The sequence below is a fragment of the Agromyces bracchium genome (assembly GCF_009709675.1).
In the GTDB taxonomy this organism is placed as follows: Bacteria; Actinomycetota; Actinomycetes; order Actinomycetales; family Microbacteriaceae; genus Agromyces; species Agromyces bracchium.
On record NZ_WMLB01000017.1, the window covers coordinates 39869 to 64382 of the forward strand.

Below are 24514 nucleotides of genomic sequence, written 5' to 3' on the forward strand. Positions count from 1 at the left end.
GACGAAGGGGCGGCCGCGTGTGCGACCGCCCCCCGTGACATCCGCTCGCCCTAGATCACGCCGTCGGAGATCGTCGTCGGGTTGCCGAACCGGTGGTTCGTGATCGAGATCGCCTGCTCGTGCAGGAAGGGCAGCAGCTCGACGCGACCCGACGGCGTCACCGGGTGCGACCAGACCGCGAGGTCGGGCGTGCCGCCGGTCGCCTCGGCGAGCGCCGCGGCCGAGCCGCCCACGAGCCGCACGCGGCCCGTGACCTCGCCCTTGCCGGCACGCGCGATCCATCCGGCGTCGCCCTCGCGCACCACGCGGACGTCGCGGGAGGCCAGGAGCGCGCGGACGCCCTTCGGCAGCTCGTGCGCGGTCGAGATCGACAGCGGCGACTTCGCGAGGATGCCCGCGGCGATCACGCGGAGGCCCTCGGCGAGCATCGCGTCCTCGCTCACCCGGATGGTGACGGGCAGCGGCAGGTACCGGAACAGGTTCCGCTCGACGCCGAGGCCCGAGACGTCCTTCACCGTGGCGTACTCGTCGGCCCATGCGACCGCGTCGGAGAGCGCGGAGCGGCGGAGCATCTCGTACGCCTCGTACTCGAGCGACGACTGCGACGCCTCGATGAGGTCGGTCACGCGCTGCTCGAGTCCGCGCAGGTGCAGCGACCGGCTCGGCTCGGAGTGGTCGGGCGCCCAGTCGCCGAGGCCGAACAGGTAGTTCGGGCCGCCGGCCTTGGCGCCCGCGCCGACCGACGAGCGCTTCCAGCCGCCGAACGGCTGGCGCTGCACGATCGCACCGGTGATGCCGCGGTTGACGTAGAGGTTGCCGGCCTCGACGTTCGCGAGCCACGTCGCGAGCTCGTCGGAGTCGAGCGAGTGCAGGCCCGCGGTCAGGCCGAAGTCGACCGCGTTCTGGAAGCGGATGGCCTCGTCGAGGTCCTTCGCGTGCATGATGCCGAGCACGGGGCCGAAGAACTCGGTGAGGTGGAAGTACGAGCCGGGCTTCACGTTCGCGCGGATGCCGGGCGACCACAGCCGGCCGGTGCCGTCGAGCTGCCGCGGCTCGACGAGCCACTCCTCGTCGGCGCCGAGCGTCGTGAGCGCGTGCAGCAGCTTGCCGTTCGCGGGCTCGACGATCGGGCCCATCTGGCTCTGCGGGTGCTCGGGCCAGCCGACGCGCAGGCTCGTGGCGGCGTCGACCAGCTGGCGGCGGAACCGCTCGGACTTCGCGACCGAGCCGACGAGGATCACGAGCGACGCGGCCGAGCACTTCTGGCCCGCGTGACCGAAGGCGCTCTTGACGACGTCGGATGCCGCGAGGTCGAGGTCGGCCGACGGCGTGACGATGATCGCGTTCTTGCCGCTCGTCTCGGCGAGGAGCGGCAGGTCCTTCCGGAACGAGCGGAAGAGCTCGGCCGTCTCGTACGCGCCCGTGAGGATGACGCGGTCGACCTTCTCGTCGGAGACGAGCTTGGTGCCGAGCTCGCGGGAGCCGAGGTCGACGAGGGCCAGCAGGTCCTTCGGGATGCCGGCCTCCCACAGCGCCTCCACCATGATCGCGCCCGAGCGCTGCGAGAGCTTCGCGGGCTTGATGATCACGCCCGAGCCCGCGGCGAGCGCGGCGAGCACGCCGCCCGCCGGGATCGCGACGGGGAAGTTCCACGGCGGGGTGACGACCGTGAGCTTCGAGGGCACGAAGCGCGCGCCCTGGACGTGGTCGAGCTCGCGGGCGCGCTCGGCGTAGTAGTGCGCGAAGTCGATCGCCTCGCTGATCTCGGGGTCGGCCTCGGCGATGGTCTTGCCGGTCTCGGCGGCCATGACCTCGATCAGCCGGTCGCGGTTCGCGGCGAGTGCGAGGCCCGCGCGGTGGAGCAGCGCTGCGCGCTGGTCGCCGGGGAGGGCCGCCCACGCGGCGGCGCGCTCGGTGACCGCGGTCATGAGCCGCTCGAGCTCGTCGGCGGTCTCGATGCGGTTCGCCTGCAGGGTGTCGATGCCGAGCGTCGAGGTGGGCACGCGCTCGAGGATCCGGCGACCCCAGTCGCGGTTCGCGGCGAGCGCGGGGTCGGTGTCGGGCTCGTTGCGGAACCCGGGGGTGACGCCGGGACCGGTGAGCTCGGCTGCGGCGGCGGCCGCGGCATCCGTCAGCTGACCATCGAGGCCGGAACCGCGGGTGATGCCGAGCACGACGCTCGTGAGCGAGCCCTCGTGCTCCTCGCCCGGCGCGGGCGCGCCGACGACGGTGCCGGCGAGGTCGGCGGCATCCTTCTCGTCCCACTCGGTGCGGCGGTTCTGGGTGCGGTTCGGCGCCGGCGCCGGGCCCTCCGGGTCCTCGCCCTCGAGCGCCGCGAGCGAACGCAGGTAGCGGTCGCGCTCGCGCTCGAAGAGGGCGCGGTTCTCGTTCAGCTCGAACACGGCCGACATGAAGTTGTCCTGGCTCGCGTTCTCCTCGAGGCGGCGGATCAGGTACGCGATCGCGACGTCGAACTCGCTCGGGTTCACGACGGGCGTGTAGAGCAGCAGGCGGCCGACGTCGCCGCGCACGGCCTCGGCCTGGCCGGTCGCCATGCCGAGCAGCATCTCGAACTCGACGCCCTGCTCGACGCCGCGCTCCTTCGCGGTGAGGTACGCGTGGGCGACGTCGAAGAGGTTGTGGCCGGCGATGCCGAGCTTGACGGCGTCGATGCGCTCGGGCGTCATCGACCAGTGCAGCACGCGCTTGTAGTTGGTGTCGGAGTCCTGCTTGGTCGAGTAGGTCGCGAGCGGCCAGTCGTGGACGTGCGCGTCGACGTGCTCCATCGCGAGGTTCGCGCCCTTCACGACGCGCACCTTGATCGGGGCGCCGCCCGCGGCGCGGCGCTCCTGCGCCCACGCGGTGAGGTCCTGCATGGCGCCGAGCGCGTCGGGCAGGTAGGTCTGCAGCACGATGCCGGCCTCGAGGCCCTGCAGCTGCGGCTGGTCGAGGAGCCGCTTGAAGACCGCGATGGTGAGGTCGAGGTCGCGGTACTCCTCCATGTCGAGGTTGATGAACTTCGCCTGACCCTGCGCGGCGCCCTTCGCCGCGAGCTCGTACAGCGGCGTGAGCTTGGCGACGACCTTCTCGACGGCCTCGTCGAACGACCACATCGAGAGCTGGCTCACGACGCTCGAGACCTTGATCGAGACGTAGTCGACGTCGTCGCGCGCGAGGAAGTCGTAGGTGCCCTTCAGGCGCCGGTCGGCCTCGTGCTCGCCGAGCACGGCCTCGCCGAGGAGGTTGAGGTTCAGGCGGTTGCCCGACTCGCGGAGCTTCGCGATCGCGGGGCCGAGCTTCGCGGGCGTCGCGTCGAGCACGAGGTGGCCGACCATGGCGCGCAGCACGCGCCGCGCGATCGGGATGACGAGCCACGGGAAGGTCGGCGCCATCGCGCCGCCGAGGCGGATCGCGGCCTTGAGGGAGGCGGGCAGGAACTTCGGCGTGAGCTTCGCGACCTCCGCGAGGTTGCGGCCGGCGACGCCGAGGTCTTCGGGGCGCATGACGCCGTCGACGAAGCCGACGGTGAACGCGAGGCCGTGCTCGTCCTTCAGCACGCCCGCGAGGCGCTGCGCGGCCGGGTCGACGGGGTGGTTCGCACTCTCGGCGAGCCAGCGCTCGACGAGCGCGATGACGTGATCGGTGTCGGGGACGACGTCCGTGAGGAGCTTCGAAGTGGTCACGACTGCGGTGTCCTTAGGTCTCGGAGGGCGCACGGGGATGGTGCACGCCCGGCACCTCCAGTGTGCGCCCCGGATTCCGTTCGGTACAGCGAATGAATCCGATGCATACTGTTCATGTTTCCCGAACGTTTGGTTCGGGCCGTCCCGCCGCGCCGCCTCGGGCCCGATGACGGGCGGATGCCGCGCAGAGGAGGTGCACGCATGCTCGATGTCCGACGCTTGCGCCTCCTCGTCGAGCTCAGCCAGCGGGGCACCCTCACCGCCGTCGCCGAGGCGCTCTCGTACAGCCCGTCGTCGGTCTCGCAGCAGCTCAGCCAGCTCGAGCGCGAGGCGGGCGTGCCCCTGCTCGTCCAGGTCGGCCGGCGCGTGCAGCTCACGCCCCAGGCCGAGCTGCTCGTCGGCCACGCGCAGGCCGTGCTCGAACGGCTCGAAGAGGCCGAGGCGGATGTCGCGCGGTCGCTCACGACCGTCAGCGGCACCGTGCGCATCGCCGTGTTCCAGTCTGCGGCGCACGCCGTCGTCCCGCAAGCGCTCACCCTGCTCGCCGCCGAGCATCCGTCGCTGCGCGTCGAGGTGACCGAACGCGAGCCGGAACTCGCCCTCTTCGACGTCGCGGCGCGCGACTTCGACCTCGTCGTCGCCGAGCAGTACCCCGGGTACACACGGCCGCTGCATCCCGAGCTCGACCGCGTGCCGCTCGCGCGCGACGCCATCCGCCTCGCCCTTCCGCCGCATCCGGCCGCCCGCCGTCGCGGACTGCGCCGACCCGACCCCGTCGCGGCGGCCCTGCCGAAGGACGCCCCGACGGAGCTGCTCCGGTCGGTCGCCGACGACGGCCTCGCCGCGGCATCCGAGATGCCCTGGGTCATGGAACCGCGCGGCACGGCCTCGCGCGAGTGGGCCGAGCAGCTCTGCCGCCGCGCGGGCTTCGAGCCCGACGTGCGCTTCGAGACCGCCGACCTCATGGCGCACATCCGCCTGATCCGGTCGGGCAACGCCGTCGGCCTGCTCCCCGACCTCGTGTGGGCCGGCGAGGCGCCGAGCGTGCAGCTCGCGTCGCTGCCCGACGACCCGTTCCGCGAGGTGTTCTCCTCCACCCGGAGCGCCGCGGCCCGCCGCCCCGCCGTCGTCGCCGCACGCGACGCGCTGGCCCGCGCGGCGGCCCGAAGCGCGCCGCCCGCGACGCACGACTGACCGGCGCCCCGCCCGCCCGGACCTGCCGACCGCTCACCTTGCGCCCGTTCGCCTGCCGACCGCTCGCCTGCCGACAGCTCGAATCCCGCGCATGAGAATCCGCGGCACACCGCCCCGCACGCGCCCATCGCCCGGATCCTCATGCACGAGGAATCGCGCCACCGCATCGTGCATGGAGATCCAGCAGACAGCGCCCCGCACGCGCCCATCGCCCGGATTCTCATGCGGCAGGATGCGGGCCCCGCTACGCTGCGACCATGACCAGGGGGAAGAGACTCGTCATCGGCATGGGGGTGCTGGCGGCCGCGCTCGCGTTCAGCGGGTGCAGCGGTGTCGCCGGCGAGGACACCGGAGGCGACATCGATCCGACCGGCACGTGGGGCGACTCGTCGACGCAGGGCGAACCGTTCCTCACGCTCGAGGATGGCGGCGACTTCACCGGCAGCGACGGCTGCAACACGCTCAATGGCACGTGGTCGGTCAACGAGGCCGATCAGGTCGAGTTCGAGAACGTGGCCTCCACGGAGAAGGCGTGCGACGACGTCGACTACTGGCTCGCCGGCATGAGCGCAGCGGATGTCGCGGACGACTCGATGACCGTCCTCGGCGAGGACGGCTCGCCGATCGGCACGCTCGACCGTTCGAGCTGAGCGCGCCGGGCGGGCGCCGGCCGCCGGGCCGCGGTCGCTCAGGCCGCGCCGTCGCCGTGCATCCACGGCGTGTAGCTGACGCCCACGAGCAGCCCTTCGGGGCTCATCAGCCGCGACGTGGTCTGCCCCCACGGCTCCTCGTGCGCCTCGACGAGGATCTCGAGACCCTTCGCGCGCAACTCGTCGACCGCCGGGCCGACCGCCTCCGGTGAGGCGACGTCGAACTCGATCCACGCCTGCGGCACCGGACGGTCGGCGGGCCACTCGCTCGTGCCGAAGGTCGCCTCGGCCGCCTGGTCGAGGGGCCAGATCGCGAACGCCTTCGCGCCCTCGACCTCCTCGGTGTGGAAGTACCGCGGCGCGTTCTCGTGGAACGGGATGCCGATCGCACCGGCCCAGAAGTCGTGCGACGCGGCGTCGACGGTGCCGATCGGGCCGAACCCGGCGATGAAGGCGATGTCCATGTCCCCATTCGACTCCGGCCCGCCGACACTCGCCACCCCCGCGCCACCCTCGCGCCCGCCTCGCGCCCGCCTCGCGTCCCTCGCACACCGAGTCCCGCCAAGTGGCGGGACCGCCCGCCATCTCACGGGAATCGCGCGGCCGGGCCGCCCGGGCCGCCACCACCGGCGGCCGCCGCGAACCGCTCGGCCTGCGCCGCGAGGTACTCGAGCAGTTCGGGCGGACCGTCGACGCGGCATCCGACCCCCTCGGGCACCCAGAGGAGCGCCGCCGCGACCCCGGCGACCGACTCGCCCTCGACCGGCCACGCCGTGCCCGCACCGCCCGGCCCGGCGACCGCATCGCGCGCCCACCAGCCGAGCCGCTCGCGGAACTCGTCCACGGGCATCGCCACGTGCACCTCGGCGCGCACCGCCTGGTCGCGCCAGCGCACCGCCCGCTGCACACGCTCGAGCGCCTCGTCGTCGGTGAGCGGATGCGGCGCGAAGCGCACACGCGTCTGGAACACGTCGTCGATCCGATCGAGCCGGAACGTCCGCCAGTCGTCGCGGTCGCGATCCCACGCGAGGAGGTACCAGCGCCGCCCGAGCGGGACCAGCCGGTGCGGCTCGATCGATCGCGTCGTGGCGGCGCCCGTGGCATCCGTGTACCTCATGCGGATCCGCTCGGCGTCGCGGCAGCAGAGCGCGAGCAGTCCGAGCAGGTCGCTGTCGACGAATGGCGCGGCGCCGGGCCCCGCGCCCGGCCCGCCGGCCGGCGTCGCGACGGCCTGCAGTGCCTCGATGCGTCGCCGCAGCGCGGGCGGCAGCACTTGCTCGATCTTCGCGAGCGCGCTGAACGTCGTGTGCTCGGCGCCGCGCAGCCCGGCCGCCGCCTGCGAGCGCAAGCCGACCGCGATCGCGACGCCCTCGTCGTCGGTGAGGAGCAGCGGCGGCAACCCCGTGCCCGCGGCGAGTCGGTAGCCGCCGGCGACGCCGCGCGTCGACTCGATCGCGTACCCGAGCTCGCGCAGGCGCTCGACGTCGCGGCGCAATGTGCGTTCGCTGACCCCGAGGCGGTCGACGAGCTCACGCGCGGTCCAATGCCGGTGACTCTGCAGCAGGGAGAGCAGGTCGAGGGTGCGGGAAGTGGTCGCGGCCATGTCCCGATTCTCGACCCGCATCCGGTCGGAATACGTCCGGAATGCGGCCCGGCTACAGCGAGAGGTGGAACCGGAGCGCGTCGTCGACCCGGCCGAGCACGGATTCCGGGCAGCGCCCGATGGTTCCGCGCACACTTGCGACCGAGATGGACCTCACCTGGGCCGCCTGCACCTTCGACGGCGCGGGCAGACCCATCGCGGCGAGATCGTCGACGCTGTCGACGAGGCACTCGAACGGAGCGAAGACCCGTGCCGTGTTCGACGTGAGCGGCACGACCGTGACGACCCCCCGGCCGAGCCGGGTCGCCGTCGAGTTCGCACCGTCGTTGCTCACCAGCACACACGGGCGGGCCTTGGACGCCTCCGCCGGCAGGGCGCGATCGAGCGCCACCACGATGACGTCACCGCGTCTCACCTCGCGAGCCCCTCGGCCGCGGTCGACTCCCACGCCGCCGCGTCGCCGGAGGACTCCCACTCGTCGAACGCCTCGGCGTAGGCGTCGCCGGCGGCGAGTTCTCGGCCGAGGCGGACGAGATCGTGGATCGCCGCGGAACGGTTGCCTTCGTACTGCACGGCGATCGCATCGATGAACTCGATGTCGGCGGGCGGAAGGCTCACGCTGAGCTTGGTCATACCTCGATCCTACTCTAGTACGACCCGTTCGAGACGGGCATCGGCCGGCCGGATGCGGGCCGACTGAGACGGCGCGCGGAACGCGGCATCCGCTCGTCTACGCTCGTGGGATGCCCACCGATGCGCACCCTGCCGACGCGCCCCCGCCCGCCGGCGCACCCGACCAGGCCCCCGATCACGACGTCGTCATCGTCGGCGGCGGCCACAACGGCCTCACGGCCGCCGCCTACCTCGCCCGCGCGGGCAAGCGCGTGCTGCTGCTCGAGCGCGACGACCACCTCGGCGGCGCCGCCGTCTCGGCCGAGGCGTTCGAGGGCGTCGACGCGCGCCTCAGCCGCTACTCGTACCTCGTGAGCCTGCTGCCGCAGCGGATCATCGACGACCTCGGGCTCGACGTGCGACTCGTGCGCCGCCGGTTCTCGTCGTACACGCCCGACCCGCGCGACCCGTCGCGCGGCCTGCTCGTCGACGTCGAGGCGGATGCCGCGGCCGCGCGCGACGCGTTCGCCCGGGTCGGCGCGGAGGGCGACGCCGACGCGTGGGAGGCGTTCTACGCCGACACGGCCCGCGTCGCCGAGGCGCTCTTCCCGACCCTGACCGAGCCGCTGCCCACCCGCGCCGAGGCGCGCGCCCTCGTCGGCGACGACCGCGTGTGGGACGGGTTCGTCGAGCGCCCGCTGGGCGAGGCGATCGACGAGCGCTTCGCCGACGACCTCGTGCGCGGCATCGTGGCGACCGACGGGCTGATCGGCACGTTCACCGACCTCGACGACCCGTCGCTCGACGCGAACCGCTGCTTCCTGTACCACGTCATCGGCGGCGGCACGGGCGACTGGGACGTACCGGTCGGCGGCATGGGCGCCGTGTCGGGCGAGCTCGCCAGGGCCGCCCGCGAAGCGGGCGCCGTGCTCCGCACCGAGGCCGAGGTCGTCGCGATCGACCCCGCGACCGGAGAGGTCCGGTGGCGCGAGGGCGGCCTCGACGCCGGTTCCGACGGCGGCGAGCGCGCCGTGCGCGCCCACGTCGTGCTCGCGAACGTCGCGCCGGTCGTGCTCGAGCGGCTCGTCGCGGCATCCGGCCGTGGCACCGAGGCGGCACCCGCCGACGCAGGCACCGGCCCCGCGGCATCCGCCGCCCCGGCATCGGGAGCAGCCACCGTCGCCCCGCGCGACGAACCCGCCGCCGTGCCGGGCTCCGACGAGGTCGCCCTGGACGACGCGACCCGCCGCCGCCTCGCCCGCGCCGGCATGCCCGAGGGCGCCCAGGTCAAGGTCAACCTGCTGCTCACGCGCCTTCCTCGCCTCGCCGACGCGTCGGTCGCGCCCGAGCAGGCGTTCGCGGGCACCTTCCACATCAACGAGCTCGAGTCGCAGCTCGAGGCCGCCTACCGCAGCGCCGCGGCCGGCGACCTGCCCGACCCGCTGCCCTGCGAGATCTACTGCCACACGCTGAGCGACCGCACGATCCTCGGGCCCGAGCTCGCGGCATCCGACGCGCAGACCCTCACCGTGTTCGGGCTGCACGTGCCCGACCGGCTGGTCGACGCGCACGGCAACGACGAGCTCCGCGAACGACTGCGCGACGCCGTGCTCGCCTCGCTCGACTCGGTGCTCGCCGAGCCCATCGCCGACGTGATCGCGACGGATGCCGCCGGCCGGCTCTGCGTCGAGGTGAAGACGACCCGCGACCTCGAGGACGCCCTTAACATGCCCGGCGGCAACATCTTCCACGGCCCGCTGTCGTGGCCGTGGACCGAGCCGGGGGCCGAACCCGCCACTCCCGCCGAGCGCTGGGGCGTCGCAACGTCGCACCCCCGCGTGCTCGTGTGCGGTTCGGGCGCGGTCCGCGGCGGCGCGGTCAGCGGCATCGGCGGGCACAACGCCGCGATGGCCGTGCTCGAGGAGGAACTCCCCTGAGAACGACGGCGACGGATGCCGAGGGCGCGAGCCGCGGCATCCGTCGCCGTTCGCAGGGCCAGACGCCCGATGCCGCCCGCACGAGGCGCAAGCGGCGGCTGGTCCTGCGAATCCACCCGCGCGAGTCGGGCCGGGCCCAGGGTCAGAAGACGAACAGCTGCCCGAGGATCATGATCGCGATGACGAACAGCGCCACGACCGCTCCGACGATGATGAGGGCACGGCCCGACATCTTCGCGACGCCGTAGCCGACGAGGATCGGCAGCGCGACGAGCAGGAGCGTGACGACCCACCAGAACGCCTGGTAGCCGCCCTGCGTCGCCTCGGACAGGCGGCCGCCGAACAACTGCTGCGTGCCCGGGTTGGTCGCGAAGGCGAACGCGGCGCTGAGCGGCACAGCGATCAGGGCGAGCACGATGATGCCGCTGAACCACCCCCACATGCCGCTGTGCCGGCCGGCGATGTGGAGCGATTCTTCGTCGTGCGACTGCTGCGAGGTTCCCCGAGTGCTCATGCGCGCCACTCTAGCCGTCCCGGGGCGGCCGGATTAGCCTGAGGGAAGGACGACACGCATGGGGGCGACGATGACCATCACTCGGGCGACCGGCCACTACGTTCACAAGGGCGACGGGCTCTACCTCCAGTTCGATCGGCTGTTCCATGCGCCGATCGAGGATGTCTGGTACTCGCTGACGAATCCGACGGCGATGCTCGCGTGGATCGGGACCTACACGGGCAATCCCTCGACCGGTGCGGTCCGGTTCCGGATGTCGAGCGAGGACGCCGAGTGGCAGAACACCTCGATCCTCGAGTGCGACGCACCCCACGGGTTCCACGCCGACATCGGCGAGGGCGACGACGCCGTGCGCGTCTTCTGCCACCTGCGGGAGGCCGGCGGGATGACGACGCTCACGCTCGGCCAGCGCCTGCGCTCCCCCGCCGACGCAACCTCGATCGGGCCCGGATGGGACTACTTCCTCGACCGGCTCGCCGCCGCACGCTCGGGTTCCGGGATGCCGGAGTGGAGCGCCTACGACCCGGGCCTCGTCGACACCTACCGTTCGCTGCACGTACCGGCGGCCGCGCAGGCGCCCGACGCCGCGGGCGGGCGCTGACGACGGCCCGGCGCCCGGTGCTGCGCTCCGCGGGGGCGCGCCCCTAGACTGACGCGCGTGAAGCCCATCGAACGGCGAGCCCGCGACCTCGAGACCACCCGCGTGCGGGCTTCCGCGTCGGGCGGCATGATGGGCCAGCGCCCCTTCGTGTGGGGCCTGCTCGCCACCGCTGGCGTGCTCGTCACGCTCGCACTCGCCGCCGCGCTGATCAACCTCTCGAGCGTCGTCTTCTCGGTGTTCGCCGCGGTGTTCATCACCCTGGGGCTCGATCCGCTCGTGCGCTGGTTCCAGCGACGCGGCATGAAGCGCGGCTGGGCCATCCTCACCGTGATCATCCTGTTCATCCTCGTCATCGGCGGGATGCTCGGGGTCGTGCTGCCGATCGTCATCACGCAGGCGGCCGACTTCATCACCTCGCTGCCCCAGCTCTACGCGAACCTGCAGGAGCAGGACTGGTTCAAGCAGCTCTCCTCCGACTCCGACGGGGTGTTCGCGAACCTCTACTCGACGTTCGTCGACTTCATCACGGACCCCGCCACGTGGGCGACCGTCGGCGGCGGAGCCCTGAACGTCGGGTTCGCGATCATCGGCGGGATCTCGACGGCGTTCTTCATCTTCATCCTGACGATCTACTTCACCGCGACCCTCGACTCGTCGAAGGCCGCGATCTACACGCTGGTCTCCGCGTCGCACCGCGACCGCGTGGTCGACTACGCCGAGCGCATCATGCAGAACGTCGGCCGGTACCTCAGCGGCATGGTCGTCCTGGCGTTCTTCAACGCGGTCTACAGCCTGATCCTGCTCACGATCGCGCAGGTGCCGTTCGCGCTCGTGATCTCGGTCGCGGCGTTCTTCATCACGCTCATCCCGATGATCGGCACCGTGCTCACGACCATCTTCATGACCGTGCTCGCGCTGTTCGTCTCCCCGACCGCTGCCGGGGTCGTCCTCGTGGGCATGCTCATCTACATGCAGGTCGAGGCGTACATCCTGACCCCGCGGGTCATGAACCGAGCCGTGCAGGTGCCCGGGTCGATCGTGCTGATCGCCGCCCTGGCCGGCGGCACGCTCGCGGGCCTGCCGGGCGCGCTCGTCGCGATCCCGGTCGCCGCAGGCATCCTCCTGATCGTCAAGGAGGTCGTCGTGCCCTGGAAGGCGCGCAGCTAGTTCAGTGCCAGACGGATGGCGCCGCCGCACGCGTCGCGGGCAGCGCGACATCCGCCCCCCAGCGCTCGATCCACTCGGGCAGCTCGTCGTCGGCGGGCGGCGTGCCGAACACCTCCATGAGCTCCGACACGGGAACGGTGCCGCCCCCCTTGCGGAGGAACCGGGCGCGGATGAACGCCCGCGCGTAGATCTCGGGCTCGCCCGAGGCATCCGGACGCACCAGCCGGTGCTCGACGTAGACCGCGCGCTCGTCGTATCCGAGCAGGCGCGACTCGATCGTGAATCGCTGCCACAGCTGGAGCGACTTCCGGAACGTGATCGTCTCGCTCGCGACGACCGGGTACCAGCCCTTGTCGCGCATGAGCCCGAAGACGCCGTTGCGGACGAGCATGTCGAACCGCGCGACATCCATGATCGAGAAGTAGACGCCGTTGTTCATGTGGCGGTTGACGTCGAGGTCGGTCGGCAGCGTGATGAACCGGGTGCGCGCGATGTCGTAGTGCCCGAGCGTCGGCTTGCGGCGCGACAGGAACAGCATGTGGAGCAGCGTCCGGAACAGCATGTGCATAGTCCACGAGGATATGGCCGTTCCGCTGGCGGTCCGGTACACCTTGGCGGGCGGCCACAGTGCGGTTGCGGATGCCGCGGCGCGGCGTTGTGCGCAGGCGCGAACGCTCCCCTATCCGTCGAACGGGTGGTAGTCGACTTCGCCCTGCGCAATGCGACGGTTGAGCTCGGTCAGGTGGGCGACGATACGGGCGGCGTCCTGCGCGTCCCCCTTCGGCCAACCGTAGGCCTCGGCGACCGCCTCATCGAGCCGCTTGTGCAGTGCGGCGAGCTCCGCGAACCCACCCTCATCCATTAGGTTGTAGAGCTTCGTGAGACCCATGCCGTACTCGACGCAGAGCTCGCTCCGACGAGAATACAGATCGACGGATGACTCAGCGATCGCTCTGCGCTGGGCAGTAGTCGGGTCGGGCCAAGGAAAGGTCTCGAAAACCGAAGACGGCGTGTAGCGGAGGCGAGTCTCTAGTGTTGACGATCGCGCCCGCGCCCACGCTTCGTGGGCCGCTGACATCAGCACACCCATGCTGTAGTCATCGTCGAATGAGAACACAATCACAAGATCGCTGGGGCACGTCCAAGCGTCCTGCCAAGCCAACAGCATCCGCTTGCCGACCCGACCAACCGACGCATATCTAGGCATGCCCTCGAGCGCCGCCCGCATTCCGACACGAGCTTCACCGAACTGCCACCACTTCGTCCGATAGGCGTCTCGTCGCGCGAAGTCGCGGAACGGCTTGACACGGTCGCGAACAATCGACAGCACCTGAGGGAACTTCGATGCAGTTTCGAGCCCGCGCTGAGCGAAATCGATTACCCACCGTGAAGGATCTTGTTCAGGGCGCGCCGCGATGTCGTCGCCTACGAGGTACGGCCGCACGACGTCTCGATTCCCTGGATCGGCTGCCACAAGCCCGAGAGCTTCATCCTCGTCGAGGATGAAGCCTGCACCTACTACCACCGGACCCTGGAATGCACGGTCGCGATTTTGCGGCAGCGCCAACGGTGCCCACTCGTCGCCCGTGCCGATGGTCAGTGACGACGTAATTCCGTCGACTTTCTCGCCATCGAGCTCGAACTCGCTCGGTGCGACTGCGGGGTTCTTGACCCAGTTCACGATGCTGACGTGCACCTTGGCTTCGCCGGGCCATTTTTGGGTTGAGACCGCGTCGGTGATGACCCCGCCATTCCGCACGATGTAGTCGAGCGACGCCTCGCGCCCACGGTTCTGCATGATCGAATTCGTCCCGACGAGGCCGGCCCGTTGACCTGGCTTGAGGTTCTCGTTTGCCTTGCGGAACCAGTACACGCAAAGGTCCTTCACGCCGACACCGAAAGCCTTCGACAACCATTTGAGATAACCGTCGCCGAGCGCCTTACGGAGGAGCTGGGATCCAAGGAACGGCGGATTCCCGATGATCGCGTCGACTTCAGGCCAGTCGGCGCGCAAGGCGTCGGCGACCCGGATGCCCGAGAGGTCCACGAGCGGAAGGACTGGTTCCGCCTCACCGAACCGCTCGATCATCTGGCGGTGGCCCATCCAGAGCGTGACGCGCGCGATGAGAACGGCGATACGTTCGATGTCGATCCCGCGGATGTTCGAGAGCGGGTAGTAGGGCAGCGGACCCTTCTGGACTGGTACCCCGGTCTCTTGAGCGAGGCGCGTCATGCGCTGCTTGATCTCGAACTCGAGTGACCGCAGCTCGCGATAGGCGACATAGAGGAAGTTGCCGCAGCCGCAAGCGGGATCGAGCACCGTGAAGGCGCACAGTTCGTCGAGCAGCTCTCGCGCTTGCGACACGGTCGACGCCGATTCGATGCGGTCGCGCCATGGGCGAACGATCGTCGGTGTGACGATCTTCATGATGTCTGCCTCGTGCGTGTAATGCGCACCAAGCTCGGCGCGACGGTCCTCGCCCAGCACTCCCTCGAGCAGTGAGCCGAAGATCGTCGGGTTGACCTCACGCCAGTTGAACTCAGCTGCCGCGCGCAGGTGCTCGAGTTCGTCGCGCGTCAGGTACACCGCGGCCGGCTTCGCGAAGAGCTCACCGTTCACATACCTGGTGCCGGAGTACCGTCCCTTCCGGTTGTGGTCCCCCTTCTGGTTGAGCAGCGTGAAGAGATGTCCGATATCGCGAGAGGAATCCGGGTCCTTCTCGGCGAGGAGGGTATCGACCGTCGCCTGCAACGGGAACCCATCGAGCATGCCGAGGTCTTCCGCGAAGAGGCACCACACGAGCTGCATCGTGAACCGCTGGATCTCGTCGATCGGAGCGGCGGACCGGTCCGCCATCGACGTATAGAGAACGGCGACGTGTTCGGCAGCGTCAGCCGTCAGTTCTCGACGATGCTCCGAGAAGACTGGCTCGATGGTGTCGGACTGGAGGAACAGCAGCGCGTCGTAGTGGTCCGGCAGCTCCTCGAGGCTGAACCGCAGCCGCGGTTCGTTCGGGAACCGGCCTGGCTCCCAGATCTCGAACTCGCGGAAATTGCAGGCGATCACCCATCGAGCGGCAGGGATGCCGGCCTTCGAATCGCTCGATTCCTGCCAATACTTGACACGCTGATCCTTCGCCTTTTCAAGCGCGACGGTCGGCGCCTTCATCTCCACGATGAGCACGCCCGGCCAGTGAAGATCCATGAAGCCTGCGGATGACTTGAAGTCCTCGAAGAGCGCGCCCACCTCGCCGCGATCCGACCCGTAGGCAGCAAAGAGCTCATTGAGGAACGTCTGAGCTTCGGCCCTCTCGCTGCCCGCGTAGACGGACCATTTCTTCACGAACTTCTCCAGCGCGAGCTGGATCTCGAGGCCGCTCTTCACGCAGCGCACTCCCTACCGCGCGGCGATGGCCGCGACATCCGTCGACGTTGAATCAGATGAGGCGGAGCGAATCGCCCGCGTAGTACGTGTCTTGCATCAACCGCTTGTGTACCCGCGTCAAGTCGGCGATCGCCTCGCCGAGGGCGAGCTCGACATTGGGGTTGCCGCCGGTCTTCTTGACCTGGGCAAGAGCCTTCTTGGCGCGCGACAGGCTGTGCTCGACGTTGAGCAGCACATCAGAGACTTCTCCGAGCGCCTGCTCTTGTGCGACCTCGCGCGGCGAGCGGTCGTCAGCCCGTGCGGTTGCACCCATCGTCGGCCTCCCCAGGATCGTGTTCCTCCACAGTACGCCGAGCGACCGACGCGCGCGTGGTCGCTTCCGCGCGCCGCGCGGCCGTCCGGCCAGGCACCTGTGGAGGAGCTCACGCGGCTGGTTCGCCGTCGGCGTTGCCGCGCGGCGGCACGTGCCGCTCCTCGGGCCCCTCGTAGACCGAGAGCGGACGGATGAGCGCGTTCGACGCGAGCTGCTCCATGACGTGCGCAGTCCACCCGGTCACGCGGCTCGCGACGAACAGCGGCGTGAAGATCTCGGTGTCGAAGCCCATGAGGTGGTAGGTCGGCCCCGCCGGGTAGTCGAGGTTCGGCTTGATGCCCTTGCGCTCCTCCATCGCCTGCTCGAGGGCCGTGTAGAGCTCGAGCAGGTCGGGGCGGTCGTAGTGCTCGACCATCCGCTCGAGGGCGTCGCGCATCGTCGGCACCCGGGAGTCGCCGTTCTTGTACACGCGGTGGCCGAAGCCCATGATCTTGCGCTTGTCGGCCAGCGCGGCATCCAGCCAGGCGACGGCGCGCTCCGCGCCGCCCTCACCCGCACCGATCTCGTCGAACGCGTGCATGACGGCCTCGTTGGCGCCTCCGTGCAGCGGGCCCTTGAGCGCGCCGATCGCACCGGTGATCGCCGAGTACAGGTCGGAGAGCGTCGACGCGATCACGCGCGCGGTGAACGTCGAGGCGTTGAACGAGTGCTCGGCGTACAGGATCATCGACGTGTCGAACGCGTTGACGACCTCGAGCTCGGGCGTCTCTCCGAACGCCTGCCAGAGGAAGTTGGCCGAGTAACCGAGGTCGTTGTTCGGCTCGACGAAGTCGAGCCCGCGGCGGCGGAGCTGGTCGTAGGTGACGATCGACGGCAGCTTTGCGAAGAGTCGCACCGACTTCTCGAGGTTCGCCGCGTGCGAGTCGTCGGGCGTCGCCGGGTCGCTGGCACCGATGACACTGACCGCCGTGCGGACGACGTCCATCGGGTGCGCGGTGAGCGGCAGCTCGTCGACGATGCGCTTGGTCTCGTGGTCGAGGCCGCGGTGGCTGCGCTCGAGGTCCTCGAACGCGGCGAGCTCCTCGTCGTTCGGCAGCTCGCCGTACCAGAGCAGGTAGGCGACCTCCTCGAAGGTGACGGATGCCGCGAGCTCCTGCACCGGGTAGCCGCGGTACAGCAGCGAGTTCGTCTCGGGGTTCACCTTCGAGATGGCGGTGACGTCGACGGGGACTCCGGCGAGGCCCTTGTAGATCTTCGGCGTCTCGGCTTGCGGGGTCTGCTCGCTCATCGTGCTCCTCGTGGGGCTCTTCGGACGGGCGGGTCGCCTCGTCGCGACCGCTCCCCCAGCCTACGGCCCGCCGCCCGCGCGCGCGCTTCACAGGAGATCCCGCGATTCACATGAGGGCGTACGCGGATTCGTCCTGCAGATCGCGGAATCTCCTGTGATCCGCCCGGGTCCCGCGCGGACCCCGCTCAGAAGAGGCCCGTGGGGATCTCGACGTGGTTCAGGGCGCCGGGGGCGGCCGTGATCGTCAGCTGGCCGAGTTCGTCGGGGCCGAGTTCGGGGAGGCGTTGCGCGACCTCGAGGAAGCGGTCGATCTCGGCGGGCTCGAGCACCCACTCGGCGAGCGTGCGGAACTTCTGCACGTACTGCTCGCGCCCGAACGGGCGGGCGCCGAGCGGGTGGGCGTCGGCGACGGCGATCTCGTCGACGATCTCGTTGCCGTCGGCGAGGCGGATGACGACGCGACCGCCGAACGCCTTCTCGCCGATGTCGAGCGAGTGGTAGCGGCGCGTCCACTCCGGGTCCTCGACGGTCGAGACCTTGCGCCACAGCGCGACGGTGTCGGGCCGGTGCGCCCGCTCGGGCGTGTACGAGTCCGCGTGGTGCCAGGTTCCGTCCTGCAGGGCGACGGTGAAGATGTACGGGATCGAGTGGTCGAGCGTCTCGCGCGAGGCATCCGGATCGTACTTCTGCGGGTCGTTCGCCCCGGTTCCGATGACGTTGTGCGTGTGGTGCGACGTGTGGATCGTGATCGACTCGATGCCCTCGGGGTCGTCGAGGATCAGCGGATAGGCGTCGTGCAGCTTGCGCGCGAGGTCGATGAGCGCCTGCGCCTGGTACTCGGCCGAGTGCTCCTTCGTATAGGAGTCGAGGATGGCGCGCTTGGCCTCGCCCTGCTCGGGCAGCGGCACGTCGTACGTCGCCTCGGGGCCGCCGAGGAGCCAGGCGATGACGCCGTCTTCGCCCTCGTAGATCGGCACGGGGCTGGTCTCGCCGCGCATCGCGCGGTCGACCGACTCGACCGCCATCTTGCCGGCGAACGCCGGTGCGTGCGCCTTCCACGTCGAGATCTCGCCCTTGCGGGACTGCCGGGTCGCGGTCGTCGTGTGCAGCGCCTGCCCGATGGCCTGGAAGATCGTCTCCCGGTCGAGGCCGAGCAGGGTGCCGATACCGGCGGCGGCCGACGGGCCGAGGTGCGCGACGTGGTCGATCTTGTGCGCGTGCAGCGTGATGGCCTTCACGAGGTCGACCTGGATCTCGTACCCGGTCGCGATGCCTCGGACGACGTCTCGACCCGTCAGGCCGCGCGTCGCGGCGAGGTGCTGCGCCACGGCGACGATCGGCGGGATGTTGTCGCCGGGGTGCGAGTAGTCGGCGGCGAGGAACGTGTCGTGGAAGTCGAGCTCGCGCACGGCGACGCCGTTCGCCCACGCGGCCCACTCGGGCGAGGTCCGGCGCGCGGCATCCGCACCGAACACGGTGGCGCCGTCGCCGCCGATCGAGACCGGGTGCGCGAGTGCCTGGCTGCGGGCCGACACGACGGGCTTCCGGGCGAGGGATGCCGCGGCCACGGCCGCGTTGTCGATGACGCGGTTCACGACCATGTCGACGACCTCGTCGTCGACCTCGACCGGATCGACGGCGACGCCCGCGAGCTGCCAGGCGAGCTGGCCCTCTCGTGCGAGGTTCTCGTCGCTCCGGTGGGTACGCAGGTGGTGGATCTTCACGTCGCTCACGCTATCGAACCGGGCCCCGTCGCGCCCGGTCTTGACGGCGACCTCCCGGCCGGGGCATGGGACGATGGAGGGGATGATCCCCACCGCTACCGAGCGCGTCGGCGCACGCGCGATCGACGACATCCGGAACGACTTCCCGGCCTTCGCGGCATCCGGCGACGCCCGACCCACCGCGTACCTCGACTCGGCCGCCACGGCGCAACGCCCGACGGCCGTGCTCGACGCCGAACGCGACTACCTCGAGCACGACCTCGCGGCCGTGCACCGCGGCGCGAGCGCCGCGACCGGCCGCTCGACGACCCGCTTCGAGGAGGCCCGCGCCGACCTCGCCCGCTTCGTCGGTGCCGCCGACGACCGCGAGATCGTGTGGGCGCAGAACGCGACCGACGCGCTCAACATGGTCGCGCTCGGCATCGCCGACGCGAGCGCCGGCATCGGCGGGGCGGATGCCTCGCGCTTCGCGCTCCAGCCCGGCGACGAGATCGTGCTGACCGAGGCCGAGCACCACGCCAACCTCTTGCCCTGGCAGCGCGTCGCACAGCGGACCGGTGCCCGGCTCGTGCCCGTGAAGGTCGACGAGCAGGGCTGCTGGTCGGTCGACGACCTCGTCGCGGTGCTGACGCCGCGCACGCGCGTCGTCGCATTCGCCGAGATCTCGAACGTGACCGGGCTGATCGTGCCCGTCGCCGACGTCGTCGCGGCCGTCCGGGCGCGCGCCCCTCAGGCGCTCGTCGTGCTCGACGCCTGCCAGTCGGTGCCGCACCGCCCCGTCGACTTCGCGGGGTACGACGTCGACTTCGCGGCGTTCTCGGGCCACAAGATGCTCGGGCCGAACGGCATCGGCGTGCTCTACGGGCGCGCCGAGCTGCTCGACGCGCTCCCGCCGGCCCGCACCGGCGGGTCGACCATCACGCGCGTGACCTTCGAGACGGCGGAGTTCCTGCCCGCGCCGCAGCGCTTCGAGGCCGGCACGCAGCCCGTGTCGCAGGCGATCGGGCTGGCCGCGGCCGTCCGCTACCTCGAGGGGATGGGTATGGATGCCGTCGCGGCCCACGAGGACGCGTTCGCCGAGCGCGTGGTCGAGGGCGTCGCGGGCATCCCCGGCGTGCGCATCGTCGGCCCGCAGGCCGGGCACGCACGCGCCGGCCTCGTGAGCGTCGCCGTCGACGGCGTGCACGCGCACGACGTCGGCCAGTTCCTCGACGACGCGGGCCTCGTCGTGCGCGTGGGCCACCACTGCGCGCAGCCGCTGCACCGCGCGCTCGGCCTCACCGCGACGACGCGGGCGAGCGCGCACGTCTACACGACCGCGGAGGAGGCCGACCGGTTCGTCGCCGCACTCGGCGAGGTCCGCACCTTCTTCGGACTCGGAACGGGAGCCGCGTGATGGCGAACCTCGACGGCCTCTACCAGGAGATCATCCTCGACCACGCGAAGGCGCGGCACGGCGACGGCCCGCTCGAGGGCGCCGACGCCGAGCACCACGAGTACAACCCGACCTGCGGCGACGAGATCACGCTCCGCGTCAAGCTCGACGGCGCGCACGAGCGCATCGACGCGGTCGCCTGGCAGGGCGACGGATGCAGCATCTCGATGGCGTCGGCGTCCGTGCTCACCGACCTCGTGGCCGGTCGGCCGGTCGACGAGGCGCTCGGCCTCGCCGAGGAGTTCCGCACGATGCTGCGCTCGAAGGGCGAGGGCGAGCCCGACGAGGACGTGCTCGGCGACGCGATCGCGTTCCACGGCGTCTCGAAGTACGTCATGCGCATCAAGTGCGCGATGCTCTCGTGGGTCGCGCTCGAGGCGGCGGTCGCGAAGGCGCGCTGAGCGCGGGGGCGGGGTCTCGATACGGGCGCTTCGCGTCCTACTCGACCACCGGGGCCGGCGCTTCGCGTCCTACTCGACCAGCGGGGGTCACATGCCCGGAACCGCCTGCGCGGCATGCACCTCGATCTCGCACCCGCCAGGCATCTTCAGGTGCGGATGCACCTTCGCCAGCGCGAGCGCCGCGTCCATGTCCTCGGCTTCGATGATCGTGTAGCCGCTGACCTCGCGTGTGCTCGGCGCGGTCGAGCCGTCGGAACTCACGCGGACACCCTCCGCGAGCGGCGTGCCGAAGTCGACCATGTCGTCGCCGACCTTCGCCGCCCACTCCATCCACTCGCCCATCACGGCGGCGGTCTGCTCGTCGGTGGGCGGGGTGGCATCGGCGGGGCTCATCGGGGCGTGGTAGATGAACACGAAACGTGACATGGTGTCGGTCCTCTCGGAATCGGTGGCGGGCTTCCGGTCGGGAGCCCGGGGTGCCGGCGACGGCGCCGGTACGGGACGTGGGTCAGCCGGTCGACGGCTCGAAGACGGCGGCGATGGATTCGAGGCATCCGCGCCAACCGTCGCCGTGCCGTTCGGCCGACTCGGTCGACGAGAAACGCGTGTGGGTGATCCGGACGCTGGTGCCCTCGTCGGCGTCGGCGAAGCGCACCTCGACGAGCGTCTCCTCGTCGGTTCCGTCCCACCGCCAGGTGAAGCTCAGCCGGTCGATGGGGTCGACGTCGACGTACGTGCCCGAGGTGGCGTAGACCGCGTCGGGCCCGTGCATCTCGAAGCGGTAGGCTCCGCCGGGTCGCGGGTCGATCGTGGCGACGGTCTCCCCGTACTCGGAGACGGACGGGCGCATCCAGCGCGCCGCGTGCGCGGCATCCGTCCAGAGCGACCACATGGTCGACCGGTCGATCGCGAACGTGCGCTCGATGTCGAAGACGGCGTCAGGCATCGGGGTCGTCCTCCAGGGTGGAGATGTACGAGTCGAGGGCGTCGAGCCGGGCGGTCCAGTACTCCCGAGCGCGGACGATCCACTGCTGCGCTTCGATCAACGCCACCGTGTCGAGCACGAGCCGACGCTCCCGGCCGTCGCCCACGCGACGGACGAGACCGGCCTTCTCGAGGGCCGCAGTGTGCTTGTTGAGCAGTTGCGGTGACACGCCGCGGTCGGCGGCGACCTGCGACATGCGCGGCGAGTCGGTCCTCGCGGCGAGGTAGACGACGAGGTCGCGTCGGGACCGATGCGAGAGCGCCGCGAAGACCGCGTCGAGGCGGTCGGCGTCCCCCTCCGTCCGGGCCTGCAGGCCTCCGTCACCCGTCGAGTAAACCATATGGTTTATTATTCGCCGGACGAGGGCGCCGCACAACCCCCTGTGCCGACCGGTCAGCGCAGGACGCGGAGGGCGGGACTCGATACGGGCGCTCCGCGGCCTACTCGACCAGCGGGGTGCCGGGCGCGACGCGGCCTACTCGACCACCGGAGGCGGGGCGTCCCAGACGGGGTCGTGCAGCTGCTCCCGGAGCACGCGCGCGGGCAGGCCCGGCGGAACGTCGTCGAGCGTGGGCGGGTCCCACTTCGGCGAGCGGTCCTTGTCGATGACTTGAGCGCGGATCCCCTCGTGCAGGTCGTGCTGGCCGATGAACCACGACACGGCGCGGAACTCCTGCTCGAGCGCGTCCTCGAGGCTCGGAAGCGTGCGCGCCCGTCGCACGGCCTCGAGCGTGATCGCGAGCGCCGTGGGCGAGAGGGTCTCGAGCTCGTCGGCGGCGGCCGCCGCGTAGGCGTGAGCCGGTTGGTCGGCCGGATGGGACGACCCGTCGCCCGCGCCGGGCGCGCCCCACGCGGCATCCGCTCGCCCCTCGGCGAACGCCCGCAGGCGGTCGATGATCTCGTGCACGGTCGGCGCCGAGAAGCACGCGTCGACCCACGGGCGTGCAGCGGCGAGCGCCGACGGCCCTGGCGTCTCGTCGAAGAGCATGACGATCTCGGACGGCGTGCCGGGGTCGGCCCGTTCCTCGAGCGCCTGCAGCAGGTGCGGGATGCTCGCGCTCGGCACGAACGCGTCGGCGAAGCCGGCGTGCATGGCGTCGGCGGCGTCCATCGTGCGTGCGTTCAGCGCGAGGTGGATGCCGAGCTCGCCGGGGGCGCGACCGAGCAGCCAGGTGCCGCCGACGTCGGGCGTGAAGCCGATGCGGGTCTCGGGCATCGCGACGCGCGAGCGCTCGGTGACGATGCGGATCGACGCGTGCCCGGCGAGGCCGATGCCGCCGCCCATCGTGATGCCGTCCATGATCGCGACGACGGGCTTCGGATAGCGGGCGATCGCGGAGTTCAGCCGGTACTCGTCGCGGAAGAAGCGGAGCGCCTCGGCGACGTGGCCGCCGGTGGCGTACATGTAGAGCTCGCGGATGTCGCCGCCCGCGCAGAACCCGCGCTCGCCCGCGCCGTCGAGCACGACCATCGAGACCTCGGGGTCGTGCCGCCACGCATCGAACACGGCGGTGAGCGCGCGGATCATCTCGTAGCTCAGCGCGTTCAGCGCCTGGGGCCGCTCGAGCGTCAGGTGGCCGACGCCGTCGGCGACGCTCGCGGAGATGTGCTCGCTCACGGTGCAACGGTAGCGGCATCACCGGTCGCGGCGTAGCGTCCTCCGAGGGAGGGACCATGATCGAATCCGCGTTCCCCATCGTCGAGGTGCCCGACATGGAGGCCGCGCTGCGGTTCTACCGCGACGGGCTCGGCGCGACCGTGACGTACCGCTATCCGCCCGAGGGCGAGCCGCTCTTCGCGACGCTGCAGGCGGGGTCGTCGCAGGTCGGGCTCGGCCTCGCCGACGGCTCGACGGCCGGCGAGGGCGCCGGCATCCTGCTGTGGTTCTACGTCGACGACGTCGATGCCGTGACAGCGTCGCTCGCCGAGGCGGGGTTCCTCGTGGTCGAGGAGCCGACCGACAGCGACTGGGGGGAGCGCGTCTCGCTCGTCACCGATCCGTTCGGCACGCGGGTGCGGCTCGGGCAGCCGATCGCGCCGCCGCCCGACGAGGAGTAGCCCGGCTCGGCCGAGCGTAGGATCCCCTCGTGGTCCCCGCATCCAACCTCTGGGCGTTCGTGCTGGCCTCGGTGGTGCTCATCGTCATCCCGGGGCCGAGCGTGCTGTTCGTCATCGGCCGCTCGCTCGCGCTCGGCCGCATGGGCGGGCTGCTCAGCGTCGTCGGCAATGCGATCGGGATGCTGCCGCTCGTCGCGGCCGTCGCGCTCGGCGTCGGCACGGTCGTCGCGCAGTCGGTCGTGCTGTTCACGGGCATCAAGATCGCGGGCGCCCTCTACCTCGTCTACCTCGGCGTGCAGGCGATCCGTCATCGAGCGGATGCCGCGGACGCCGTCACCCGACAGGTCGCGCCCCGCTCCCCGTGGCGCCTGCTCGGCGAGGGCTTCGTCGTCGGCGTCACGAACCCGAAGACCATCGCGTTCTTCGTCGCGGTGCTGCCGCAGTTCGTCGACTTCCACTCCGGCGCGATTCCGCTGCAGATGGCGATGCTCGGAACCGCGTTCGTGGTGCTCGCGCTCGCGTGCGACTCGGTGTGGGCCCTCGCGGCCGGAACGGCGCGCGACTGGTTCGCCCACTCGCCGCGCCGGGCGTCGCACCTGGCGGCCTCGGGCGGCGTCATGATGATCGGTCTCGGCGGCGTGCTGGCGTTGTCGGGCAACAAGCACTAGAACGGTCGTTGGAGAGGGCCGGCACCGGGGATCGGAGGAGCCATGGCCAAGGCGAAGCAGTGGAGCGACCTCAGTCGGGGTCAGCAGGTCAGGGGCATCGTCACGGGGGTGATCCAGCTCGCGCTGGCGACGGCGGCGTGGACCGACCTGGCCAAGCGCGACCAGGACGACGTGAACGGGCGCAAGTGGGTCTGGGCGATCGTGATCGCCGTGAACTTCATCGGCCCGATCTCGTACTTCCTGTTCGGTCGACGGGTCGACTGAGCGAGCGCGCCGCGGGCGGGCCGGCGGCCGGC

General features: G+C 71.0%; 25 protein-coding genes. 10 read left to right on the plus strand and 15 right to left on the minus strand.

Translation table 11 applies throughout. From position 1 onward, the window contains the following. Window positions 1–50 precede the first annotated feature (50 nt). Window positions 51–3683 carry a bifunctional proline dehydrogenase/L-glutamate gamma-semialdehyde dehydrogenase gene (locus tag GJ743_RS05595; protein ID WP_328288826.1) on the minus strand — a complete coding sequence of 1211 codons (3633 nt, stop codon included), beginning with the start codon at window positions 3681–3683 and terminating at the stop codon, window positions 51–53. Window positions 3684–3884: 201 nt separating this feature from the next. On the opposite strand from GJ743_RS05595, the gene GJ743_RS05600 reads away from it, so the two are divergent. Then, on the plus strand, window positions 3885–4877 hold the full coding sequence (locus GJ743_RS05600; RefSeq protein WP_155050942.1) for a LysR family transcriptional regulator: 993 nt from the start codon (window positions 3885–3887) through the stop codon (window positions 4875–4877). A 257-nt stretch (window positions 4878–5134) separates the two neighbouring features. Then, window positions 5135–5527, plus strand: a complete 393-nt coding sequence (locus GJ743_RS05605) for an META domain-containing protein (RefSeq protein WP_155050943.1) — start codon at window positions 5135–5137, stop codon at window positions 5525–5527. Window positions 5528–5565: 38 nt separating this feature from the next. Here GJ743_RS05605 and GJ743_RS05610 read toward each other — a convergent pair whose 3' ends face one another. From GJ743_RS05610 to GJ743_RS05625, 4 genes are all read right to left on the minus strand, one after another. Further along, window positions 5566–5991, minus strand: a complete 426-nt coding sequence (locus GJ743_RS05610; RefSeq protein ID WP_155050944.1) for a VOC family protein — start codon at window positions 5989–5991, stop codon at window positions 5566–5568. A 122-nt stretch (window positions 5992–6113) separates the two neighbouring features. Beyond that, a complete protein-coding gene (locus tag GJ743_RS05615) occupies window positions 6114–7130 on the minus strand; it encodes a helix-turn-helix transcriptional regulator (RefSeq protein WP_155050945.1) in 1017 nt (338 codons plus the stop codon). 52 nt (window positions 7131–7182) lie between these two features. Then, window positions 7183–7545 (minus strand): type II toxin-antitoxin system PemK/MazF family toxin, encoded by a 363-nt coding sequence (locus GJ743_RS05620; RefSeq protein ID WP_328288827.1) that lies wholly within the window; start codon window positions 7543–7545, stop codon window positions 7183–7185. Further along, window positions 7542–7763, minus strand: a complete 222-nt coding sequence (locus GJ743_RS05625; RefSeq protein ID WP_155050946.1) for a ribbon-helix-helix domain-containing protein — start codon at window positions 7761–7763, stop codon at window positions 7542–7544. Before GJ743_RS05625 ends, GJ743_RS05620 begins: the two co-directional genes overlap by 4 nt. Before the next feature lie 110 nt (window positions 7764–7873). Between GJ743_RS05625 and GJ743_RS05630 the strand changes: the two genes are divergently transcribed. After that, window positions 7874–9679 (plus strand): phytoene desaturase family protein, encoded by a 1806-nt coding sequence (locus tag GJ743_RS05630; RefSeq protein WP_155050947.1) that lies wholly within the window; start codon window positions 7874–7876, stop codon window positions 9677–9679. Window positions 9680–9821: 142 nt separating this feature from the next. Here GJ743_RS05630 and GJ743_RS05635 read toward each other — a convergent pair whose 3' ends face one another. Next, a complete protein-coding gene (locus tag GJ743_RS05635; RefSeq protein WP_155050948.1) occupies window positions 9822–10193 on the minus strand; it encodes a hypothetical protein in 372 nt (123 codons plus the stop codon). A 70-nt stretch (window positions 10194–10263) separates the two neighbouring features. Between GJ743_RS05635 and GJ743_RS05640 the strand changes: the two genes are divergently transcribed. Then, a complete protein-coding gene (locus tag GJ743_RS05640) occupies window positions 10264–10794 on the plus strand; it encodes an SRPBCC domain-containing protein (RefSeq protein ID WP_196216928.1) in 531 nt (176 codons plus the stop codon). A gap of 57 nt (window positions 10795–10851) precedes the next feature. Beyond that, window positions 10852–11961, plus strand: a complete 1110-nt coding sequence (locus GJ743_RS05645) for an AI-2E family transporter (protein WP_328288828.1) — start codon at window positions 10852–10854, stop codon at window positions 11959–11961. 1 nt (window position 11962) lies between these two features. Here the strand turns inward: GJ743_RS05645 and GJ743_RS05650 are convergent, their stop codons facing one another. The 5 genes from GJ743_RS05650 to GJ743_RS05670 form a co-directional block, all read right to left on the minus strand. Beyond that, window positions 11963–12529: an acyl-CoA thioesterase gene (locus GJ743_RS05650; protein WP_155050950.1), complete on the minus strand. Its 567-nt coding sequence runs from the start codon at window positions 12527–12529 to the stop codon at window positions 11963–11965. 111 nt (window positions 12530–12640) lie between these two features. Next, window positions 12641–15346 carry a DNA methyltransferase gene (locus GJ743_RS05655; protein ID WP_155050951.1) on the minus strand — a complete coding sequence of 902 codons (2706 nt, stop codon included), beginning with the start codon at window positions 15344–15346 and terminating at the stop codon, window positions 12641–12643. 52 nt (window positions 15347–15398) lie between these two features. Continuing rightward, on the minus strand, window positions 15399–15659 hold the full coding sequence (locus tag GJ743_RS05660; protein ID WP_155050952.1) for a hypothetical protein: 261 nt from the start codon (window positions 15657–15659) through the stop codon (window positions 15399–15401). A gap of 109 nt (window positions 15660–15768) precedes the next feature. Continuing rightward, window positions 15769–16947 carry a bifunctional 2-methylcitrate synthase/citrate synthase gene (locus GJ743_RS05665; RefSeq protein WP_155050953.1) on the minus strand — a complete coding sequence of 393 codons (1179 nt, stop codon included), beginning with the start codon at window positions 16945–16947 and terminating at the stop codon, window positions 15769–15771. 185 nt (window positions 16948–17132) lie between these two features. Further along, window positions 17133–18671 (minus strand): MmgE/PrpD family protein, encoded by a 1539-nt coding sequence (locus GJ743_RS05670; RefSeq protein ID WP_328288830.1) that lies wholly within the window; start codon window positions 18669–18671, stop codon window positions 17133–17135. Window positions 18672–18753: 82 nt separating this feature from the next. On the opposite strand from GJ743_RS05670, the gene GJ743_RS05675 reads away from it, so the two are divergent. Continuing rightward, window positions 18754–20067 (plus strand): aminotransferase class V-fold PLP-dependent enzyme, encoded by a 1314-nt coding sequence (locus tag GJ743_RS05675; RefSeq protein WP_155050955.1) that lies wholly within the window; start codon window positions 18754–18756, stop codon window positions 20065–20067. Continuing rightward, window positions 20067–20507 (plus strand): Fe-S cluster assembly sulfur transfer protein SufU, encoded by a 441-nt coding sequence (gene sufU / locus GJ743_RS05680; RefSeq protein WP_155050956.1) that lies wholly within the window; start codon window positions 20067–20069, stop codon window positions 20505–20507. The genes GJ743_RS05675 and sufU overlap by 1 nt, the downstream gene beginning before the upstream one ends. A gap of 87 nt (window positions 20508–20594) precedes the next feature. Here the strand turns inward: sufU and GJ743_RS05685 are convergent, their stop codons facing one another. From GJ743_RS05685 to GJ743_RS05700, 4 genes are all read right to left on the minus strand, one after another. Continuing rightward, complete coding sequence (locus GJ743_RS05685) at window positions 20595–20933, minus strand: YciI family protein (RefSeq protein ID WP_155050957.1); 339 nt, start codon at window positions 20931–20933, stop codon at window positions 20595–20597. A gap of 82 nt (window positions 20934–21015) precedes the next feature. Continuing rightward, a complete protein-coding gene (locus tag GJ743_RS05690) occupies window positions 21016–21453 on the minus strand; it encodes an SRPBCC family protein (protein WP_155050958.1) in 438 nt (145 codons plus the stop codon). Beyond that, entirely contained in the window at window positions 21446–21832 is a 387-nt protein-coding gene (locus GJ743_RS05695) for an ArsR/SmtB family transcription factor (RefSeq protein WP_155050959.1), read from the minus strand. Before GJ743_RS05695 ends, GJ743_RS05690 begins: the two co-directional genes overlap by 8 nt. Window positions 21833–21967: 135 nt before the next feature. Next, complete coding sequence (locus GJ743_RS05700; RefSeq protein WP_328288831.1) at window positions 21968–23110, minus strand: enoyl-CoA hydratase/isomerase family protein; 1143 nt, start codon at window positions 23108–23110, stop codon at window positions 21968–21970. 56 nt (window positions 23111–23166) lie between these two features. Between GJ743_RS05700 and GJ743_RS05705 the strand changes: the two genes are divergently transcribed. Genes GJ743_RS05705 through GJ743_RS05715 form a run of 3 tightly spaced genes read left to right on the plus strand, consistent with a single transcriptional unit; the run spans window position 23167 to window position 24482 of the window. Beyond that, a complete protein-coding gene (locus GJ743_RS05705; protein ID WP_155050960.1) occupies window positions 23167–23550 on the plus strand; it encodes a VOC family protein in 384 nt (127 codons plus the stop codon). Window positions 23551–23579: 29 nt separating this feature from the next. Then, on the plus strand, window positions 23580–24218 hold the full coding sequence (locus tag GJ743_RS05710; RefSeq protein ID WP_328288832.1) for a LysE family translocator: 639 nt from the start codon (window positions 23580–23582) through the stop codon (window positions 24216–24218). A gap of 42 nt (window positions 24219–24260) precedes the next feature. Next, on the plus strand, window positions 24261–24482 hold the full coding sequence (locus tag GJ743_RS05715) for a PLD nuclease N-terminal domain-containing protein (protein WP_155050961.1): 222 nt from the start codon (window positions 24261–24263) through the stop codon (window positions 24480–24482). The last annotated feature ends 32 nt before the right edge of the window (window positions 24483–24514 follow it).

Excerpts from the sequence above, each read along its gene's own strand:
- GJ743_RS05600 (WP_155050942.1), top strand. The coding sequence starts at position 3,885 with ATGCTCGATGTCCGACGCTTGCGCCTCCTCGTCGAGCTCAGCCAGCGG.
- GJ743_RS05605 (WP_155050943.1), top strand. The coding sequence starts at position 5,135 with ATGACCAGGGGGAAGAGACTCGTCATCGGCATGGGGGTGCTGGCGGCC.
- GJ743_RS05610 (WP_155050944.1), bottom strand. The coding sequence starts at position 5,991 with ATGGACATCGCCTTCATCGCCGGGTTCGGCCCGATCGGCACCGTCGAC.
- GJ743_RS05615 (WP_155050945.1), bottom strand. The coding sequence starts at position 7,130 with ATGGCCGCGACCACTTCCCGCACCCTCGACCTGCTCTCCCTGCTGCAG.
- GJ743_RS05625 (WP_155050946.1), bottom strand. The coding sequence starts at position 7,763 with ATGACCAAGCTCAGCGTGAGCCTTCCGCCCGCCGACATCGAGTTCATC.
- GJ743_RS05630 (WP_155050947.1), top strand. The coding sequence starts at position 7,874 with ATGCCCACCGATGCGCACCCTGCCGACGCGCCCCCGCCCGCCGGCGCA.
- GJ743_RS05635 (WP_155050948.1), bottom strand. The coding sequence starts at position 10,193 with ATGAGCACTCGGGGAACCTCGCAGCAGTCGCACGACGAAGAATCGCTC.
- GJ743_RS05640 (WP_196216928.1), top strand. The coding sequence starts at position 10,264 with ATGACCATCACTCGGGCGACCGGCCACTACGTTCACAAGGGCGACGGG.
- GJ743_RS05650 (WP_155050950.1), bottom strand. The coding sequence starts at position 12,529 with ATGCACATGCTGTTCCGGACGCTGCTCCACATGCTGTTCCTGTCGCGC.
- GJ743_RS05660 (WP_155050952.1), bottom strand. The coding sequence starts at position 15,659 with ATGGGTGCAACCGCACGGGCTGACGACCGCTCGCCGCGCGAGGTCGCA.
- GJ743_RS05665 (WP_155050953.1), bottom strand. The coding sequence starts at position 16,947 with ATGAGCGAGCAGACCCCGCAAGCCGAGACGCCGAAGATCTACAAGGGC.
- GJ743_RS05675 (WP_155050955.1), top strand. The coding sequence starts at position 18,754 with ATGATCCCCACCGCTACCGAGCGCGTCGGCGCACGCGCGATCGACGAC.
- sufU (WP_155050956.1), top strand. The coding sequence starts at position 20,067 with ATGGCGAACCTCGACGGCCTCTACCAGGAGATCATCCTCGACCACGCG.
- GJ743_RS05685 (WP_155050957.1), bottom strand. The coding sequence starts at position 20,933 with ATGTCACGTTTCGTGTTCATCTACCACGCCCCGATGAGCCCCGCCGAT.
- GJ743_RS05690 (WP_155050958.1), bottom strand. The coding sequence starts at position 21,453 with ATGCCTGACGCCGTCTTCGACATCGAGCGCACGTTCGCGATCGACCGG.
- GJ743_RS05695 (WP_155050959.1), bottom strand. The coding sequence starts at position 21,832 with ATGGTTTACTCGACGGGTGACGGAGGCCTGCAGGCCCGGACGGAGGGG.
- GJ743_RS05705 (WP_155050960.1), top strand. The coding sequence starts at position 23,167 with ATGATCGAATCCGCGTTCCCCATCGTCGAGGTGCCCGACATGGAGGCC.
- GJ743_RS05715 (WP_155050961.1), top strand. The coding sequence starts at position 24,261 with ATGGCCAAGGCGAAGCAGTGGAGCGACCTCAGTCGGGGTCAGCAGGTC.